This is a genomic window from Bacillus sp. NMTD17, from assembly GCF_002998735.1.
Classification (GTDB): Bacteria; Bacillota; Bacilli; order Bacillales; family Bacillaceae; genus Bacillus.
Genome location: NZ_PVRH01000004.1, coordinates 80287 through 98362, shown reverse-complemented (window position 1 = coordinate 98362; position 18076 = coordinate 80287). Strand labels below are relative to the sequence as shown.

The window sequence follows — 18076 nt, the reverse complement described above, 5'->3', positions numbered from 1 at the left end:
AAAAAGCCCGTCGATGGGTTCGACAGGCGCTTATTCAATCATGTGTAACGCGTTACATATTTATCCTTTTTCGACAAAAACCAAATCATATTGAGAGGAAGTCTCTCGATCGATCATCAAGTTCCCTTCTTGAATAAAATAAGGACATATACTCGGGCTTTGTGATTCTTCAAACTGCTCATACAACTGCTCAATCTTTCCAGGGAGCAGTAAAAGCAAAAATTTATTAGAATGGGAAACGAATTCATAAGAATGAATCGTATCCGGCGGTATATAGGCAAAATCACCCGGCATCAGGCAAATATCCTCTCCGTTCAATTGAAGGTTCATTTTTCCTTCAACGCAATAGAGTGCTTCTGTATGTACTTGATGATAATGCGGAGGAAAATACTTTCCCTTCGCGCCTTCAATCACAAAATGGCTGAACCCGCCTCCAGTTGTTTCTGTTGTTGCGATCAGCTCATGAAGCTGACCATCCACGATATATTGCTTCCCTTCACCAGCCTCTAATACATAGGGCTGCACCGCCTGAGGGAGCTGACTATGAAATAAAACGGAGGGCTTGGTTGTATTTGATAGCTGCCGGATACCATGCATCAATATGAGATCGCTTTCTTTTTCAGCTTGTTCAAAGCTGGCTGCATCGAAAGCATGATCAGTCATCAGCCATTCGTTCTGCTGAAGCCTCTTCCCAATTTGCTGATAGACATCTGTCATTTGTCCGCCCAACGTATATGAAATAAACCTTGTTTTGTGACTATGCATTCTGTAGCCATGAATCGTTTTAGGCGGGATATGAATATAATCGAAGGCTGTGACCATATATTTTTTACCGTCCAGTATCACTTCAAGCTTTCCTTCCAGCATGAAAATGGTTTCAAATAAGTGCTCATGACAATGAAGTGGAAAATAAGCTCCTTTCCCACCTGTGATTAAGACAAGCTCAAACAGCTGATTCGTTTGATTTGCTTCTGCCAGTACATGAACAAGCTGATTTTCCAGCCCATACAGCTTCCCTGATCCAGACACGGTATAAAAATAGGTATCCTCGGATTGCTTAATCGATTGCGGTTGCTCCGACATCCCATCACTCCTCATGACTAATTGACTATCTTTATTATATAGACCAATTGATATAATAGATAGACAATATGCGAGAGATTTTACTCTTCTCGCATAAATAAGTGTCTAAGGTAACACTTTACGTGTTCTAACGGGGTCGTTTGTTTGAGTGCTGTGGTCATCGATAGACCCCCAATCACCATTGAATGAAGGAGAGAAGCCAGCTCATCAGCTTTGTTTTCTTCATATCCGCTGTTCATTAGCTTTTCTTTCACAAGCTCTTGCCAGCGGATCATTTCTTGTTTGCATGCAGCATGAAGCTGCGTATGTTCTGGCTTGGATTCTGCCGCCAGCAAGACAATCGGAATCCCTCTTTCACTTTCTTGCTCCATAAATCCCCGAATGATGTTTGTCATAAAACGGTCGATGGCGATATAAGGGTCATCCGAATAGGCAAAACTTTCTTCAATTCGATCGATGACCTTTTGACTAATATATTCAACGGCTGCTATGGCTAGCTCTTCTTTTCCGTTTGGAAAGTAATAATAAAGAGATCCTTTAGGCGTGCCGCTCTCTCTAATAATTTGATTCAATCCTGTCGCATGATACCCCTGTTTTCGTAAAAGAAGTGCAGCCGTTTGAATGATTCTGTCCTTCGTACTCACGTGTGACACTCCTTTCCCTCCATAGACAAATGTCGTTTCAACGTATGATTTGATTTGTTCCTTTCCAAATCGAGGATGTCTCCATTTCTGCTGCAAGCCGAAGCAGCCAGTCCTCTTTTCCCTTTGGTGCTGTCACCTGTACCCCTAAAGGCATGCCCGCTTCAGTGAGATGAACAGGAACACTCATAGAAGGCTGACCCGTTAAGTTGGCAAGCTGTGTAAATGGTGTGTAGGTCAGACTCTTTAAGAACATGTCATAAATGAGATCCTGCTGCGCTTGCATTGAGAGGGATGACACACGTAAAAGTTCAGTGATTTCCTCTTTCGAATGCATCAGCTCACCAATCTTTGGAGCTGAATAGGCAGTAGCTGGTGTCACAAAAAGATCGTACGTTTGATGAAATGATGCCATTTGTGCAGCCGCCATATCCCACGCATCAAGACTTTCTGTATAAGCAGCAGCGGTCACATTCTTGCCAGCCTCCGCCAGCACCCATGCGACGATGTCCGTTTCCTCCGGATTGACTGGACGTCCTAATGAACGAGCCAAGGACGTGAATAATGCAGACATTTCTCCGCTATTCATGACGTAGTATTGCTGCATCAGATGGATCCCGTCAATTGCCGGCTTCGCTTCTTCTACTTGGTGCCCTTGGTCACTCAGCCATTTCACTGTTTGCTGAACCGCCTGCTTCGCTTCCTCACTAACCTTCGTACCTACTGGAGATTCTATACTGTAAGCAATTCGCATAGAAGATGTACGTTTCACTAGATCTTCTTGATAGCTGCCGTCGTATAACGGCGTTTGGAAAGCCGCTTCAGGCTGAATGACTTGAAGCAGATCAAGAAGGGCTGCACTGTCCCGCACTGTTTTTGTGAGTGTAAAATCAATGGAAGCCCCTTGCCACTGCCTTCCTGCGCCTGGTCCTACCGGCGTTCTTCCTCTCGTTGGCTTGAGACCGAACAAACCTGTAAAGGATGCTGGAATCCGAATGGACCCACCGCCATCACTTGCTCCACCAGCCGGTACGATGCCGCTTGCAACAGCTGCTGCCGTCCCGCCGCTTGAACCGCCAGGGGAATAGTCAGGATGCCAAGGGTTCCTCGTTGGACCATGTAAAGAAGGTTCTGTTACATTCCTTAAACCGAATTCTGGTGTGTTTGTATGCCCCATCATGAGAAATCCAGCCTGCTTCAATCGATGGACAAAGTGGGAGTCCGTTTTTGCCTTTACATCCTTTAACAATGCAGCACCTGCTGTCAGCGGTTCATTTTCCATCCCTTGCGATATATTTTTCAGTACAAATGGAACGCCCGCAAACGGCTGATTCGTATGTAATGTCTTGATTTCTTTTAATACTTGATCTTGTCTTGTCTGAATCACCGCATTTAGTTCAGGATTGACCTCATTCAATCTAGCAAATGCAGCCTGTACAAGCTCGTCTGGCGTTACCTGCTTATTCCGTACAAGTGCTGCCAAGCCAGTCGCATCATACGTCATATACTCTTTTACGTTCATCAGCATGTCCTACTTTCTCTTATTATGATCTCTCTATTGTCTACTAGATTTGTATGAATTTCAATTTCAGGTTACTTATAAAAAAACTTTCTGACAAACAATATGATTCTTCTAACCATCCTTCTCATTTCTCCGATATAATAGAGAAAAAAAGACGGAGGTCATCGTATGCAAGGGGCTATCGCCTTGAAAAAGAAAATCGTCGTAGTCATCGCGTTTCTTCTTGCGTTGACAACTGCCTTGCCTTACCATTCGCAGGCAGCTGCACCGCCAAAAGAAACAGATGTCATCATCGTCTATAAAAACCAAAAAGGAAAGCAAACGGCTATTGAAGAAAGTGAAAAAGTGAACGCTCAGTACATACATCTTCCCGCTGTCGCTGTGACAGCAGATGAACAAGCGGTCACCTCACTCAAAAAAGATCCAAACATCGCTTATGTCTCAAAAAACATAAAGGTTAAACTCGCTTCTTCTACTATGAAAAAAACCGCTGCCGCTACGGGTCAGAATTTTTTGGTTCAACAATCTTACAACTTGCAAAAGCTGAATGTAAAGCAAGCGATAAAAGAAGGCGTCACGGGGAAAAATGTGAAGGTAGCTGTTTTAGATACTGGTATTTCTCCACATGAGGATTTAAAGATATCCGGCGGGAAATCATTTGTGAAGTACACAACTTCCTATAAAGATGATCAAGGGCATGGCACACATGTCGCAGGCACGATTGGTGCGCTCAATAACGATTATGGCACAGTCGGCGTCGCTTCTGGTGCGAAGCTGTATGCTGTAAAAGTGTTAGATAAAAAGGGAGAAGGCGACTTGTACAGCCTGCTTCGAGGAATCGATTGGGCCATTAACAACAAGATGGATATTATGAATTTAAGCCTAAGTTTTGAAGACAATATCCCCATCTTGCATTCAGCAGTGGATGCGGCATACAAAAAAGGACTGCTTGTGGTCGCTGCAAGCGGGAATGATGGGAAGAAGAATTATATTAGCTACCCTGCCGCGTACAATAGCGTCATTGCCGTTTCTGCAACGACGGACAAAGACAAACTCGCGTCTCTCTCAAATACAGGGAAAGGCATTGAATTTTCTGCCCCTGGCCAGAACGTCATTAGCACTTATTTAAAGAATGAATATTGGTATGCAACAGGTACATCACAAGCTGCACCGCATGTCACAGGCATGCTGGCACTGTTGAAACAGCTTCATCCGAAGAAAACAAATGTACAGCTTCGCACCTTATTGCGCAGCTATACAGTGGATCTTGGCGCAAAAGGAAGGGATCCACAATTCGGCTATGGCCGCATGCAATATATACCACAATCAAGCTTTTTGAAGGCTGCGACCAGCGCTGTCAAAACAGCCGAAACATCTAAAAAGCAGGCAGATGTCAATCAAGCCAAAACGAGAATTGGCAGACTCACTGCAAGTAAACAAAAAACAGCACTCACCGAACGGGTGAAAAAGGTACAAGGAACCATTGATATCCGTTCCGCACGTGCAAAGGTTCAAACAGCCGAAAAAAGCAAAACACAAGGGGCCATTAAAAGCGCCCAAACGGCTATCAAAAAGCTAAACAAAGGCAAAGAAAAAACAAGCCTGCAAAACCGGCTCGACAAAGTCAAAAAACAGGTCGCCTATCAAAAGAAAGTGACAGACGCCAAACAAAAGGTCAAAAAAGCGGAAGCCAAACGAACAAAGAAAACAAAAGCAGCGGCTCAAACCGCTGTCAAACAGCTAAAAGCTTCCAAAACGAAAACCAACTTACAGAAACGATTAAACCGTATCAAGGTTTGACAGAAAAAAACGATTCCTCGCCTGAAAGGAATCGTTTTTTCTATTTCAACATCGGCTCAAACAAGCTGTGATGATATTTTCCTTCGGCATCTGCCCTCACTTGATCGAGTATGCTTTCTAACGAAGCCATCACACCCTCTAATGCCTGGCGCACTGAACCTTGTTCAAAAGCCGCTAAACTCTCCGGCAATTCATCTTCATCCAACACAAAGAAATGACCATTCGGCAGAACGAGAAGATCAATAATGAGGTCTTCAAATATGACCAGCTGGCCGTTGAACCATGTATTCCCCACAATATTAAAATAAGACCCAAGTTCCTTCCCTTGATCATCCCTCCAGAAGTAAATATTGTAAGGTCGATCCTTCCAATAATAAGCGGTCGTATAGCTCCCTTTTGGAATGGTCAGAGCACCATCACCTGCCCTCATCGTAAACGTGTCTTCGATCTTGTGAAACAGCACAGCCTGCTGCTCCTGTGCGTCTAACAGCTGACAAGTATATTCCACGACCTTCTGATCGTATTTGATTTTCCTCTCGATTACTTCATCCCAACGATCCGCATGTAGCGAAAACAACATGTCACAACTCCCTCTGCATCTAGTTTCTCTCTTTCCAGTATACACCGATTTTTTTTGAAGAAATAAAGGGTTGCTGCATTTACTTATGGAAGACCTATGATGAGGTGAAATAAATGAACGGAATCACGATTCTTGAAAACCTTACACAGCTTGGACAAATCATCCTCATTTTTTGCGGCTATGCCCTTTATTGGCGGCTGGTGAAAACGAAGAGAGAACGAAAGCTTTCTCCTTATGAGCGCATGTTAAAATTCTTTGTTATGTTCGGTTTAATCTCGTGGTTGGTATCATATTGGGCGCTTGTACTGTGGGCATAAATTGAAAAAAGGAAGAGCTGTCCCTGAAGGACTTGCTCTTCCTTTTATTACGAGTGATGTGATGAACCTGCCGGCTGTTCTTTCTGGATAACATATTGATAGCTCTTGACATGCGTCCCATTTTGATTCACAAATTCTTTATCTAGTGCACGCTCAAAGCCCATTCTTTCATATAGACGAATGGCAGCCTGCATTTTATCAGATGTATGAAGATACAGGACATTTTCGCCCCATGATTGCGTAAGTTCAATACTTTTACGTAACAATGACTCTGCAATTCCTTTTCCCCTAACATCGGGATCTACTCCTAAAAACCGGACGATGGCTGATGTAATGCCCATTTCGGGTTTGTCATACGCTTGCTCTGATGACCGAAACATTTGAAGCGTCCCCACGACCTTGCCTTCAAGCTCCGCCACAAGCATCAGCTCCATGTTCGGATTATCTACAGCTGCTGCAAGCGCAGCAGAATAATTTTGCCAGCCTTCCTCTGTAAATTGAGGCTCATACTGTGAATAGGATTTGATTAGTACATGCCTGATCGCTTCATGATCTTCTTTGACTGCTTGACGAATGATCAGCTCTTGCTGCTTCATGTCAGCACCTCCTGTTGTTTATTGCTAGATATACGTATCATGCAAATACTGCATGTCGATGACCTTGTTCTTTTCTCTACTCATTCAATGTAAAGAGTCTCATTCGAAAGATCAATCATTTTGCACGGAATCCATCTTTGAAAATTTCTATTGAAAAGGAACGCTTGATTCATTATGCTGTTTTGAGGAAGTATACGAGGAGTGTAGTAATCATATGAGTTCTTTATCTTATCCCCAAGAATCGAAAAAAAATCGATTTCTCCTTGCTGCATTGCTTGGGTCTTTAACAGCCCTTGCACCGCTTGCAATGGATATGTATTTACCTGCTTTGCCTAATATTGCGCGTGATTTTGAAGCAAGCACGGCTTTGTCCCAATTAAGTCTTATGGCTTGTCTTATTGGACTGGCGCTTGGACAGCTGATTGCAGGTCCTATTAGTGATACGATCGGCAGAAGAAAACCGCTGATGATCGGCTTAATCATTTTTATAGCCTCATCACTTTTATGTACGGTAGTCACATCGATTTGGATGTTCATCCTCTTAAGATTGATTCAAGGGCTCGCTGGTTCAGCTGGCATTGTCATTGCACGAGCCATTGTGCGAGATCATTATGAAGGATCAGAAATGACGAAATTCTTTGCACTGCTGATGTTGGTCAACGGGGTTGCTCCGGCAGCGGCACCTATTGTGGGCGGACAGATTTTACGCTTTACAACATGGCAGGGTGTATTTGTTCTACTAGGAATTCTCGGGGCATTGATGCTGCTGAGATCCATTTTTTCACTACAAGAAAGTTTACCTGTGGAGCGCAGACAGACTGGGGGCTTTCAACAGATTGTTGGTGCCATGAAAATTTTAGCGAGTGATCGTCTCTTTGTTGGGTATGCCCTCTCGCAGGGTCTTGTATTCGCAGCGATGTTTGCCTATATTTCTGGCTCACCGTTTGTGCTCCAGGATCTTTTCCACCTTTCTCCACAAGGATTTAGTGCTGCCTTTGCAGTGAACAGTCTTGGCATCATCATGGCTGGACAAGTATTTGCCCGTGTCGCTGTAAAAATCGGCGAAGAGAAAGTTCTTCGCATTGGATTGCTGACAGCTGCCTTAGGCGGCGTCACCTTATTTTTGATGATCTCCATTGATGCAGGATTGTATGGCATTCTCATTCCATTGTTTTTTGTTGTCTCAAGCGTCGGAATTGTCGGTACGTCCGCGCCGTCTCTTGCGATGCAGCATCATGGAGCGCATGCAGGAAGTGCAGCTGCCCTCATCGGGGTGGCACAAATGCTGCTAGGCGCATGCATGACACCTCTTGTCGGACTAGCGGGAAGCCAAACAGCCTTTCCAATGGGCCTGATCATTATGCTTTGTGAACTAGGTGCATTTTGCTGTTATTTCTTCTTTGTGGTTCGAGCGAAAAAAAGACCCGCATAAGCGGGTCTTTCATTTATGGCTTGTTCCAATTGATAGTGCGGAACACATTGTTCTGGTCATTGTTGTGATATGCATCTAGGTCAAAGCCTGATAGTCCAAAACCAATTGCCATGATCATTCCTCCGACAACGGTGAAGATGATCCCCCATTTGATGCATTGCTTTTTTAAATCATTCACATTCATATTCTCACGACCTTCTTTTTAAACATTCCCATGAATGCCTTAGTGGTTTGAACAGTCATTTGAACAAATAGCTTTGTCAAATACACCGTGGCTATGCCGCATAATAATCCGACACCTAATAGAAGAATACCCACTCCAACCTGCGTCACCACCACATGCAAACCGTCCTGAAAAATAAATGGAGAACCAATGATGCTCCAAAAACCTCCGAGCAGACCAGTGAGCGTCAATGCACCTGTGACGAGCGGAACGCACCAAACCACCATATAGACAGAAAGAATCAGCAGAAAGACCGTTGCTAAAATACTTCCCCATAACGGAAAGCCCAAAATGAGAATGGAAAGCCTTGTAGCTTTTTCTCCGAACGTCGGCACCTGAGCAGTTTTGATTCCTTGTTCCTTCATAATCCCCTCAGCGATGATTGAAGGCTGACCCACTTGATGAACAGCTTCCTGTTCGCTGTAGCCATCTTCCTGATAATCCTCGATCATTTCATCGTAATATTCGATGAACCGATCACTTTCTTTTTCGCCTAGACGATGCAGGTGCTTCTCTAAGCTGGCTAAAAATTCTTTTTTATTCATTGCCCTGTCCTCCAGAAATAAAGTCGTAAATCGCCATTACTTGATCCCATTCCGCTAAAAACTGCGCCATATGCTCACGGCCGCTATTTGTCATTCGGTAGTACTTTCTTAATCGACTGTTATGTTCCTGGGAATAGGTCTCCACATAGTTGTTTTGCTCTAACCGCTTTAATATCGGATATAATGTCGATTCTGAAATCTCAATACAATGGGACATATCTTTAATAATTTGATAACCATAGGAATCGCCTTTCTTTAATACCGCCAGTACACAGAATTCCAGCAAACCTTTTTTTAATTGTGCATTCATGATTACAACTCCTAACCATTTATACTATACAATACATAGTATGATGTGACAAGAGGTATAGAGCATAAAAAAAGACCCGGTTAAGGTCTTTTCAGGTTTATATATTCACAAATCCTTCTCCGAACACATCACGCACGTCATGGACAACAACGAATGCGTCTCGATCAATTTTCTTGATGATTTTCTTTAGGCGCATGAGCTCTTGCTTTTGAATGACTGCGTAGAGAATCTCCTTCGATTCCTTTGAATAATGACCGCGTCCGTTTAAAATCGTCACGCCTCGATCCAAAGTGTGATTGATTTCTTCAGCAATATCATCTTTGCATGAAGAAATAATCGTTACTGCCTTTTTCGTGTTAAGCCCTTCTATCACGAAGTCCATCACCTTTGTTGCCACGTACAGCATCACAATGGTGAACATTAATTTTTCCGCACCAATAATAAAGTAGGAAGCAAATACGACGATCAGATCAAAGAACAAGATGGCATAGCTCACGTTCCAGTCTAAATACTTGTTGGCAATTCTTCCGAGTATGGCAGAACCCGCCGTTGTACCGCCTGCTCTTAGCACAAGACCAATTCCAATACCGATGATAATTCCTGCGAAAATCGCTCCAATGATCAATTCATGTACATTCACGACCCATGTTGTGGTCAGGTGTAAAAATAGGGAGTTACTTGCGACGGCAACCACAGTATAAATCGTCGTCTTCTTGTCCAAATATTTATACCCCACAAGCAGCAGGATGGAATTAAACACCAGGTTCGTCAGCCATGGTGCAATTTCAAACAAATAATAGAAAATGATGGACAGCCCCGTTACACCGCCTTCACCAAATTCAAGTGGAATGACAAACATGTTCACTGCTGCAGCAAATAAAAAAGAACCAATCAGAATCATAGCCAAATCTTTTACACATTTTTTCAATTTCTTCTTTCCTCCTTTTCTAAGCATATAAAAAACCCTCTTTCTGCACGAAAGAAGACAGTCGTTGGACAAAATAAAAATCAAAAGACAGCGCCTTTTGATGAAGCTTTCTGAAATGAACCTTTCCATAATATATATCTCTTTTTAGAGGCTGTCAATGACTTGGTTTTCTATTATTTTGACTGCATGTTTATGCACCGGAACCCGCATGTTTTCAAGGTTTTTCCGCGATATCATGCTTTTTCCTCTCCTTGACAAAAACACTTTAGTCATTTAAACTACTGCCTCATATCATATCCATCATTTCCAACTAAAAAGGAGGGTGTTCGATTCCGATGAATCCTATTCAAAGCCGTTTACAGCCTCACGCACCTTTGGTTTTAGACGGTGCACTTGCAACGGAGCTTGAACGAAAGGGCTGCGATTTAAACGATCGTTTATGGTCAGCCAAAATACTCATTGAACAGCCAGAATTGATTCAGCAAGTACACTTGGATTACTTCCAAGCCGGAGCTGACTGTGCCACAACAGCGAGCTACCAAACAACGATTGATGGCTTCGCTGAAAAAGGCTATACAAAAGAAGAAGCCATTGAACTAATGAAACGATCTGTCACTTTAGCAAAAGAGGCACGCGATCTTTTTTGGCAGGATGAAGCGCGTCGTAAAGGGCGGACAAAACCATTTGTCGCAGGATCTGTGGGGCCATTCGGCGCTTATTTGTCTGATGGTTCAGAATATAAGGGAAATTACGGACTCACGGAGCAGGCACTTATTGATTTTCACAGACCAAGAATTCAGGCATTAGTAGAAGCTGGTGCAGACATTCTTGCATGTGAAACGATCCCTTGTCTGATTGAAGCAACGGCTATCGCAAAGCTGCTGCAAGATGAATTCAGTGGTGTATGTGCTTGGATTACTTTCAGCGCGAAGGATGACCTTCATATTAGTGAAGGTGATTTGCTCAGAGAATGTGTACAAGTACTGGAACCATATGAACAGATCGCTGCTGTTGGTGTAAACTGTACGCCGCCGCAATTTATCTCTTCTCTCATTCAAGAGATGAAAAAGGGGACGAGCAAGCCGATTGTCGTGTATCCAAACTCAGGAGAATTATATGATCCTGAAGAAAAGGTATGGAGCGGGGATACATCTCAGCATACATTTGGTGAATGTGCGCATCAATGGTACAAAGACGGCGCGCATATCATCGGCGGCTGCTGCCGGACGACCCCAGAAGATATCACGGACATCTTAAAACAAACCACATCATAGCACCACGAATCATCACACATACTTCTAAGCAAAAGGGCGGGAAGACATGGAACAAGCAAAAGATCAGTCACAACAATATCAACGAAAAATGACGAGCCGCCACCTGTTCATGCTTTCTCTAGGCGGCGTTATTGGAACAGGGCTCTTTTTAAGCTCTGGGTATACCATCAATCAGGCAGGACCCGCAGGAACGATTCTTGCCTATCTTGTCGGGGCATTAATTGTGTACCTCGTGATGCTCTGTTTAGGCGAGCTATCTGTCGCAATGCCGGTTACAGGGGCCTTTCATACGTATGCAACAAAATACATTGGACCCGGCACAGGCTATACAGTCGCTTGGCTCTACTGGCTGACATGGACAGTGGCACTCGGTTCGGAATTTACAGCGGCAGGCCTTTTAATGCAGCGCTGGTTCCCAGACACATCGGTTTGGATGTGGAGCGGCGTTTTTGCTCTTCTCATCTTTTTACTCAATGCTTTTACAGTTAAGTTCTTTGCAGAATCGGAATTTTGGTTTTCCAGCATTAAAGTAATGGCTATTATTCTCTTTATTATCCTTGGCGGAGCTGCGATGTTTGGCTTGATTCCATTAAAGGGCGGTGAGGCCGCTCCGTTCTTTTCTAACTTCACTGGAGAAGGCGGACTTTTCCCAAACGGCTTTTTACCAATTTTAATGACGATGCTGGCCGTCAATTTCGCTTTTTCAGGTACGGAGTTAATTGGAATTGCTGCGGGTGAAAGCGTCAATCCTGACGAGACCATTCCAAGAGCGATTCGCACAACCGTACTGCGTCTTGTCCTGTTTTTCGTTGGAACGATCGTGGTCTTAGCCGGCTTGATCCCAGTGGAAGAAGCCGGGGTGATCAAAAGTCCATTTGTTGTGGTGTTTGATCGAATCGGGATTCCATATGCCGCAGATTTCATGAATTTTGTCATTTTGACAGCGATCTTATCTGCTGCAAACTCTGGACTATACGCGTCATCCCGTATGCTCTGGTCACTTTCTGAGGAACGGACACTGCCTAAGAAACTTGCAAAGCTGACATCAAAAGGAATTCCTTTGAATGCACTGATTTTAAGTATGATCGGCGGTATTCTTTCTTTGTTATCAAGTGTCATCGCACCCGAAACGGTATACCTTGTCCTTGTTTCGATCTCTGGACTGGCCGTTGTAATCGTGTGGATGGGGATTGCTGCCTCACAGTTGATGTTTCGGAAACGTTTTTTACAGGAAGGCGGACAGCTCCATGATCTTTCCTTTCGAACCCCGCTCTATCCAGTGGTTCCAATTGCTGCCTTCCTCCTGTGTTTTGCATCTGTCATCGGTATTGCCTTTGATCCAAATCAGCGGATTGCCCTCATCTGCGGCATTCCTTTCATCGCGCTCTGCTATGCTGCCTATTATGTGACAGCTTGGATTCAGAAAAAACGAGAAGAACCTGGTGTATAGCACCAGGTTTTTTTAAAGTATAAACAACTTGACAAAAAAGGATATCGCTAGCAAAAGAAACACACTCTGGTATATGATAGGAATCTATGATTTTCAGGATGAACCAAGGGAGTTGTCACTAATATGGAAATGACCATTACAAGAGCATTAAGTGAACTGAAAATGTTAGATAAGAGAATCAACCGAACCGTTGATGAAGCCGTACTTGGTGGATTGATGATCGGGAAACATATACAGCACGGGTTTCAAAATCAAGAAGAAATCGAAAAAAAGGCGAAGGCTGATGACCAATCGATTCAAGCATTAATCAAACGCCGGAATGCCATCAAATCAGCCATTGTTGTGTCGAATGCGACCACAACAATTGATGTAGCGGGTGTCAGCATGACGGTGGCAGAAGCGATTGAACGGAAGACGTCCATTGAATACGATATTCGTTATTTACGGAAATTAAAAAAGGTGTACACAGAACTAGTAGACAAAGCAGAACAAACCAATGAAGATGTGAAAAAGAGACTCGACCAGCATTTAGAAACCTTGTTTGGAAAAGACGGAAAAACACAAGCGGCTGCCAACCAAGAGATCGTCAAGTCGTTCCTAGCTGAAAATGAGGCAACGATCATCGATCCGCTTCGTCTTCGAGTGAAGATTGAAAAGCTTTCGAACGAAATTGAGGATTTTCAAATGGAAGTTGATTTTTCCTTGTCTGAAAGCAATACACTGACGAAAATACAGATCGATTAATTGATTTTGTTAGTGAGCCGAAAATCGATAGAACTAAACACCTCCGAGGGAAAGGTCATTCCCTCCTCATCTGATCATCTCTGGATGATCCTTGATAAAAGCTCAAAGCTGAAGGTTCAAGGATCAACGTTCAAGTGTGAAAGTTCTTATCCATCAAAGCTCAGAATTAAAAGGTAAACGCTCGATCAAATCTGGGAGTCACGGCTCATGAGTGTTTGTTTATCGACTCTTTCGGTTGCCGCCCAGCAGGTTTGCTAACAAAAAGAAAAGGATGTCAAATGATGACATCCTTTTTTCTATGAAAAAAACGACAGGGCTTTCGCCAAGTCGCCTCTTCCAGCAGATTAGTAACGTGATGTATATGCCAAATGGTATACACTTGTGACATTTGAAGATAGCTTGATGTCGTTTGAAGTGAACGTCACTGGAACGATATCGTAGTAATGTGTAGACCAGCCTGCATTATTGTATGTTTGGTAGCCTGCACCTGCAGGAACTTGAAAAGTCAGTGAAAATTGTCCATTTACGTCTGTTGTGCCTGTCGCTGTTTGAGCATATGATTTGATTGCTGCTTCAAAATAAAGCTGGATCGGCTGATTGGGCATGAGATTTCCACTTGCATCTTTTAGTGTTCCTTTAAACGTAGCTGGATAATAAGAACCCACGCGATATTTACTGCCAGAACCGTAATTAACCATACCTCCGTCTGCTGCTGTAACACTAGTTACTTGTACAGATGCTGGTACTGCTCCTGTTTCCTCTGCATGTGCAAATGTTGGGAATACGAGAAGTAAAGATAGAAAGAAAGCAAACATGATTTTTTTCATCGATAAATCCTCCTTTTTTTCCTACTATATTACTATCGACATTAATTGGTATTTTTCCAGTAACAAACAAAAGAACTTCCCTTTTTTAGAAAGGGAAGTTCTTCTCTTACTTTTTCACAACAACAACCTTCACCGCTTTGCTTTCTCTTTTTCTCACATCAGAAGCGGTCACATACAAGACTGTTTTGGCTTTTTGCGGTTTTATTTGGGCAGTAAATGCGCCCTTGTTATTCGTTTTCACCGTTTTGATGACTTTCTTTGATTTGTTTTTCACTTTAATGGTCAATCCTGCACCCGCAGTCCCTTTGACCGTTTTACTTTTGACCGTTACTTTGCCCACTTTCGGCTTAGCTGGTGCTTTGCCTTTTTTGACGACTGTTTTGAGCGTTGTAGCGGCCTTTTCTTTTGAAATCTTAATGTGAAGGACTTTGTTTTTGTTCTGATGCTTGATCTTCACACTAAAAGTTCCATTTTTGCCTGCTGTGCCTTTTCCAAGCAGGGTTTTGCCTCTATACACAGAAATAGCAGCGCCTGCCTTTGCTTTACCTGTCACCTTTTGATGCTGATCCTCCACTTTGCTTACAGATGCATTCAGTTCGACAGCACTTAAAGCAGCAAATGCATTCAGTCTGCCATGTCCTGTCATCCAATCAATACCTGGAATTTTCGGATCGACAATTGGCTCATCGTTTTCATCATAGAAAACGTCATCTTTTCCATCAACAGATGTAAAGGAGATCTTATCTGCTGTGCTTTGCAAGATATTCCTTACTTGATTTGGCTTCAAGGATGGATTTTTAGAAAGCAGTAATCCTGCTGCTGCTGCCACATATGGTGTCGCCATTGATGTCCCGCTCAGATATGAGACATTCCCATCTGGCATTAAGCTTGGAATATCAGATCCTGGTGCAGACATGCTCAGTCCTTTACCATAGCTTGAGAATTCAGCGGCAATATCCATACGGTTGCTTGCGCCAATGGCCATTGCGTACTTTGATGTCGCAGGATAGCCCATTTCTGGAACGCCATCATTTCCACTCGCCACGACCACTAGTACATTTCTTTGAGCCGCGTAGTTCATTGCGTATTCAATCACCCTGCTGTAGTAGCCGCCAAGGCTCATGTTGATGACCTTTGCACCTTTATCCACTGCATGCTTGATTCCAAGTGCAATATGCTCTGTATCTCCAAAGCCATAGGCATCCAGCACCTTCACCGGAATGATGCCCGTATGTTGATTGAGACCTGCCATGGAGTAATGATTATCGGCTTTTGCGGCAATGATGCCGGCAACATGCGTACCGTGTCCATTGTCATCAATCGCATCTTTGTTTCGTCCAATGAGATTCGCACCTAAGTCCGTACGAACAGTCCCGCTTAAATCAGTCAAACGACTGTCTACACCTGTATCCACAACTGCAATCAATGTTTGCTTCATCTTGCTTGTGCCAATCAGTGTATTCATTTGTTCAAACTTCACATCAGCGCCTTTTTTCCCGCTGTTTTGCGCACTGTTTTTCAGTGGCCACTGGTAACCATACTGCACGTCATTGCTAAGTGCACGATACGTTTGAACAGGCTCCGCAAATTCAACATTCGGCATACTGGACAGCTTTCTTGCAGTGCTTTTGATCACAGCTTTGCCTGCTTTTAGTGTCTTCCCAGCTGATTCTTGCCCTGCTGGTACATCATAGACATACATTCCTTTAAACAAAGGACTTACTGACTGCGATGTCACGCGGTTTTCTTGGATTCCATAGCTTTTCATCTTCTTTTTCGCAGATTGAAGCGTTTGGCCATCCTTTAATTTAAAAATGATCTTATTCGTCTTCACTTTCTCTTCTTTTACAAGCTTTTGCTTCTCTAATACATAACCGATCGATTTTCCTTCAAGCTGATCGATTCCAATATTTTGACTCACTGCTTCTAATTCCTTCTTTAAATAGGCAGGACTTGCTCCTTTGAGCATATCAAAAAGGGAACGGATCGCCTGTTGTTCTTTCTCTGTCACGATATGACCGCTAAATGCACCATTTTTCTCTACGTCATTTAGCAGTGACTTTAATGTCAGCAGATGATTGTATACCTTTTGCTGCTCATTTTTTTGTTTGATGAGCTTCAATTTGAGAAATGGCTTTGTCTTTTGGAGCAGGCGACTCAGCTTCTGACCATTTGGTGTTTCATTAAAACGTTTATCTTCAATTGTACGCATCGATTGGAGAATTTCGCGCCCGTACTTTTTCTCAATAATAATGATGTCAGGCTCATCGTCTTCAGGGAAAACGGGTTCAGAAGGCGGAAGGTTAGCTCCTTTATACCCAATTGTATAGGCCGCATCCTCTTCCTCATCACGGCTGTCTTCCTCCGACCCTAAATAGAGCACTTTGACAAAATAAGGACCTGACCATGCATGCGGGAAGTCGATCTCTGTCTCTCCACTTGCAGTGTCCACACGATATCTGGAATAAGTGTCATCCTTCATCGCTCTGTCCTTGCTTGGATAGACCGATACGGACAACACTTGTTTACTTTTTACAGAAATTTTCATATGCGTATGTTTTGCCACCTCTTGTGCAGATGGCGTGATTTGGTACCATGACTCTTCCTTTTCATTCTGTAATGTACCTGAAATCACTTCACCATTTTTTAACCCAATGGCTTCATTGACAGTTGTTCCTTTACTGGCAGCTGCTGCCTCATATCCAGGTAATGCCGCCATACAGAGAATGATGGCCATGAGTACGATCACACAGGATTTGACCTGCTTTTTGAACATGAAAAGACCCCCTTATCTTTTGTAATACCTTGGAAGAATATCACAGAAATGCATTTAGTAGAATCTGTTTTTTACATAATTAAACTCGTTTTAAGCTAGGATTTGAGATATCCAGAAAGTATGACAGATAGCTTCATAAACTTTTTGCCATTTCAAACGGAAAATGATGCTATTTAACCATGCCGAAAAGTACATTACAATCAACTTGTAAGCGCTTAACAAACAAGAGAGAAGGGATCAGCTTGTTCCAAAAAGATCATGTTTTCACACAAGTAAACGGACGATCAAAGAATGAGATTTTACAATACATTGCCGAGAAAGCTGAAGACCTTCAGATTACAAACGATCAGGCGGGGTTATTATCCGATTTGTTGACACGCGAAGACGAAGTCTCAACAGGACTTCAGCAAGGCTTCGCCATTCCTCATACAAAAAGCTCCGCTGTACAAACGGCTTCACTTCTATTTTTAGAGTTAGAACAACCGATTGAATGGGGAAGCTTCGACGATTTGCCCACAAGCTATTTATTTACACTGCTCGTTCCATTAGAAGAAGCAAATGTCACACACTTGAAATTACTGTCAGGGATTGCGACAAGCCTCATGGAACCGGCTTTCATCGAAAAGATACAACCAGGTCAAACCGCTGACTATTATTACGAAGTCATTGAACAACAATTGAAAGAGGGGATTACACAATGAAAATTGTCGGTGTCACTTCATGTCCAGCAGGGTTAGCTCATACACCAATGGCAGCAAAGGCGTTAGAAAATGCGGGTAAACAGCTCGGTCACGAGATCAAAATCGAGCAGCAAGGGATTATGGGACAGGTAAATGGCATTACAGCAGAGGAAGCAAAACAGGCAGACCTTTGTATCATTGCCTCAAATCAGCATATCAACGATGCGGAACGTTTCTCAGGCATTCCCACAGTACGTGTCGAGATTGGACGCGCCTTAAAAAATGCCGAGCAAATCATCACAAAAGCCGTAGCACTTGTTGAAAAGAAAAAATCTGAATCTCAATAAA

19 protein-coding genes are annotated in these 18076 nt (G+C 43.2%); 8 read left to right on the top strand and 11 right to left on the bottom strand.

From position 1 onward, the window contains the following. Positions 1–60: 60 nt before the first annotated feature. The 3 genes from C6347_RS12945 to C6347_RS12935 form a co-directional block, all read right to left on the bottom strand. Positions 61–1083 carry a quercetin 2,3-dioxygenase gene (locus C6347_RS12945; protein WP_060595457.1) on the bottom strand — a complete coding sequence of 341 codons (1023 nt, stop codon included), beginning with the start codon at positions 1081–1083 and terminating at the stop codon, positions 61–63. Positions 1084–1163: 80 nt separating this feature from the next. Continuing rightward, positions 1164–1727 (bottom strand): TetR/AcrR family transcriptional regulator, encoded by a 564-nt coding sequence (locus C6347_RS12940; RefSeq protein ID WP_034664477.1) that lies wholly within the window; start codon positions 1725–1727, stop codon positions 1164–1166. Between the two features lie 37 nt (positions 1728–1764). Beyond that, a complete protein-coding gene (locus C6347_RS12935) occupies positions 1765–3246 on the bottom strand; it encodes an amidase (RefSeq protein WP_181185466.1) in 1482 nt (493 codons plus the stop codon). 168 nt (positions 3247–3414) lie between these two features. Between C6347_RS12935 and C6347_RS12930 the strand changes: the two genes are divergently transcribed. After that, positions 3415–5046: a S8 family peptidase gene (locus C6347_RS12930; protein WP_106039366.1), complete on the top strand. Its 1632-nt coding sequence runs from the start codon at positions 3415–3417 to the stop codon at positions 5044–5046. A gap of 40 nt (positions 5047–5086) precedes the next feature. Here C6347_RS12930 and C6347_RS12925 read toward each other — a convergent pair whose 3' ends face one another. After that, positions 5087–5626, bottom strand: a complete 540-nt coding sequence (locus C6347_RS12925) for a ribonuclease FAU-1 family protein (RefSeq protein WP_106037053.1) — start codon at positions 5624–5626, stop codon at positions 5087–5089. A 113-nt stretch (positions 5627–5739) separates the two neighbouring features. On the opposite strand from C6347_RS12925, the gene C6347_RS12920 reads away from it, so the two are divergent. Further along, positions 5740–5943 (top strand): hypothetical protein, encoded by a 204-nt coding sequence (locus C6347_RS12920; protein WP_060595455.1) that lies wholly within the window; start codon positions 5740–5742, stop codon positions 5941–5943. A gap of 47 nt (positions 5944–5990) precedes the next feature. Here the strand turns inward: C6347_RS12920 and C6347_RS12915 are convergent, their stop codons facing one another. Continuing rightward, on the bottom strand, positions 5991–6539 hold the full coding sequence (locus tag C6347_RS12915; protein WP_066031383.1) for a GNAT family N-acetyltransferase: 549 nt from the start codon (positions 6537–6539) through the stop codon (positions 5991–5993). Between the two features lie 214 nt (positions 6540–6753). On the opposite strand from C6347_RS12915, the gene C6347_RS12910 reads away from it, so the two are divergent. Then, positions 6754–7971, top strand: coding sequence for a multidrug effflux MFS transporter (locus tag C6347_RS12910; protein WP_106037052.1), 1218 nt, complete (start codon positions 6754–6756; stop codon positions 7969–7971). Positions 7972–7984: 13 nt separating this feature from the next. On the opposite strand, the gene C6347_RS19260 is transcribed toward C6347_RS12910, so the two are convergent. The 4 genes from C6347_RS19260 to C6347_RS12895 form a co-directional block, all read right to left on the bottom strand. Then, on the bottom strand, positions 7985–8155 hold the full coding sequence (locus C6347_RS19260) for a hypothetical protein (protein ID WP_181185465.1): 171 nt from the start codon (positions 8153–8155) through the stop codon (positions 7985–7987). Further along, a complete protein-coding gene (locus C6347_RS12905; RefSeq protein WP_106037051.1) occupies positions 8152–8739 on the bottom strand; it encodes a DUF1700 domain-containing protein in 588 nt (195 codons plus the stop codon). Before C6347_RS12905 ends, C6347_RS19260 begins: the two co-directional genes overlap by 4 nt. Continuing rightward, positions 8732–9049 (bottom strand): PadR family transcriptional regulator, encoded by a 318-nt coding sequence (locus C6347_RS12900; protein WP_034664309.1) that lies wholly within the window; start codon positions 9047–9049, stop codon positions 8732–8734. The genes C6347_RS12905 and C6347_RS12900 overlap by 8 nt, the downstream gene beginning before the upstream one ends. Before the next feature lie 97 nt (positions 9050–9146). After that, the gene (locus C6347_RS12895; RefSeq protein ID WP_066031792.1) at positions 9147–9977 is read right to left on the bottom strand and encodes a YitT family protein; all 831 of its coding nucleotides are present in this window, start codon (positions 9975–9977) and stop codon (positions 9147–9149) included. A gap of 335 nt (positions 9978–10312) precedes the next feature. Between C6347_RS12895 and mmuM the strand changes: the two genes are divergently transcribed. From mmuM to C6347_RS12880, 3 genes are all read left to right on the top strand, one after another. Next, on the top strand, positions 10313–11251 hold the full coding sequence (gene mmuM / locus C6347_RS12890; protein WP_106037050.1) for a homocysteine S-methyltransferase: 939 nt from the start codon (positions 10313–10315) through the stop codon (positions 11249–11251). Positions 11252–11297: 46 nt separating this feature from the next. Next, positions 11298–12701, top strand: coding sequence for an S-methylmethionine permease (gene mmuP, locus C6347_RS12885; protein ID WP_060595450.1), 1404 nt, complete (start codon positions 11298–11300; stop codon positions 12699–12701). 123 nt (positions 12702–12824) lie between these two features. Beyond that, on the top strand, positions 12825–13445 hold the full coding sequence (locus tag C6347_RS12880; RefSeq protein ID WP_034664315.1) for a hypothetical protein: 621 nt from the start codon (positions 12825–12827) through the stop codon (positions 13443–13445). A gap of 344 nt (positions 13446–13789) precedes the next feature. Here C6347_RS12880 and C6347_RS12875 read toward each other — a convergent pair whose 3' ends face one another. Continuing rightward, a complete protein-coding gene (locus tag C6347_RS12875; RefSeq protein WP_106071721.1) occupies positions 13790–14272 on the bottom strand; it encodes an Ig-like domain-containing protein in 483 nt (160 codons plus the stop codon). Between the two features lie 106 nt (positions 14273–14378). Then, complete coding sequence (locus tag C6347_RS12870; protein ID WP_106071720.1) at positions 14379–17048, bottom strand: S8 family peptidase; 2670 nt, start codon at positions 17046–17048, stop codon at positions 14379–14381. 179 nt (positions 17049–17227) lie between these two features. Here C6347_RS12870 and C6347_RS12865 point away from each other — a divergent pair, with 179 nt between their 5' ends. Further along, positions 17228–17749 carry a PTS sugar transporter subunit IIA gene (locus C6347_RS12865; protein ID WP_223250468.1) on the top strand — a complete coding sequence of 174 codons (522 nt, stop codon included), beginning with the start codon at positions 17228–17230 and terminating at the stop codon, positions 17747–17749. Further along, the gene (locus C6347_RS12860) at positions 17746–18075 is read left to right on the top strand and encodes a PTS fructose transporter subunit IIB (RefSeq protein WP_007498438.1); all 330 of its coding nucleotides are present in this window, start codon (positions 17746–17748) and stop codon (positions 18073–18075) included. The genes C6347_RS12865 and C6347_RS12860 overlap by 4 nt, the downstream gene beginning before the upstream one ends. The last annotated feature ends 1 nt before the right edge of the window (position 18076 follow it).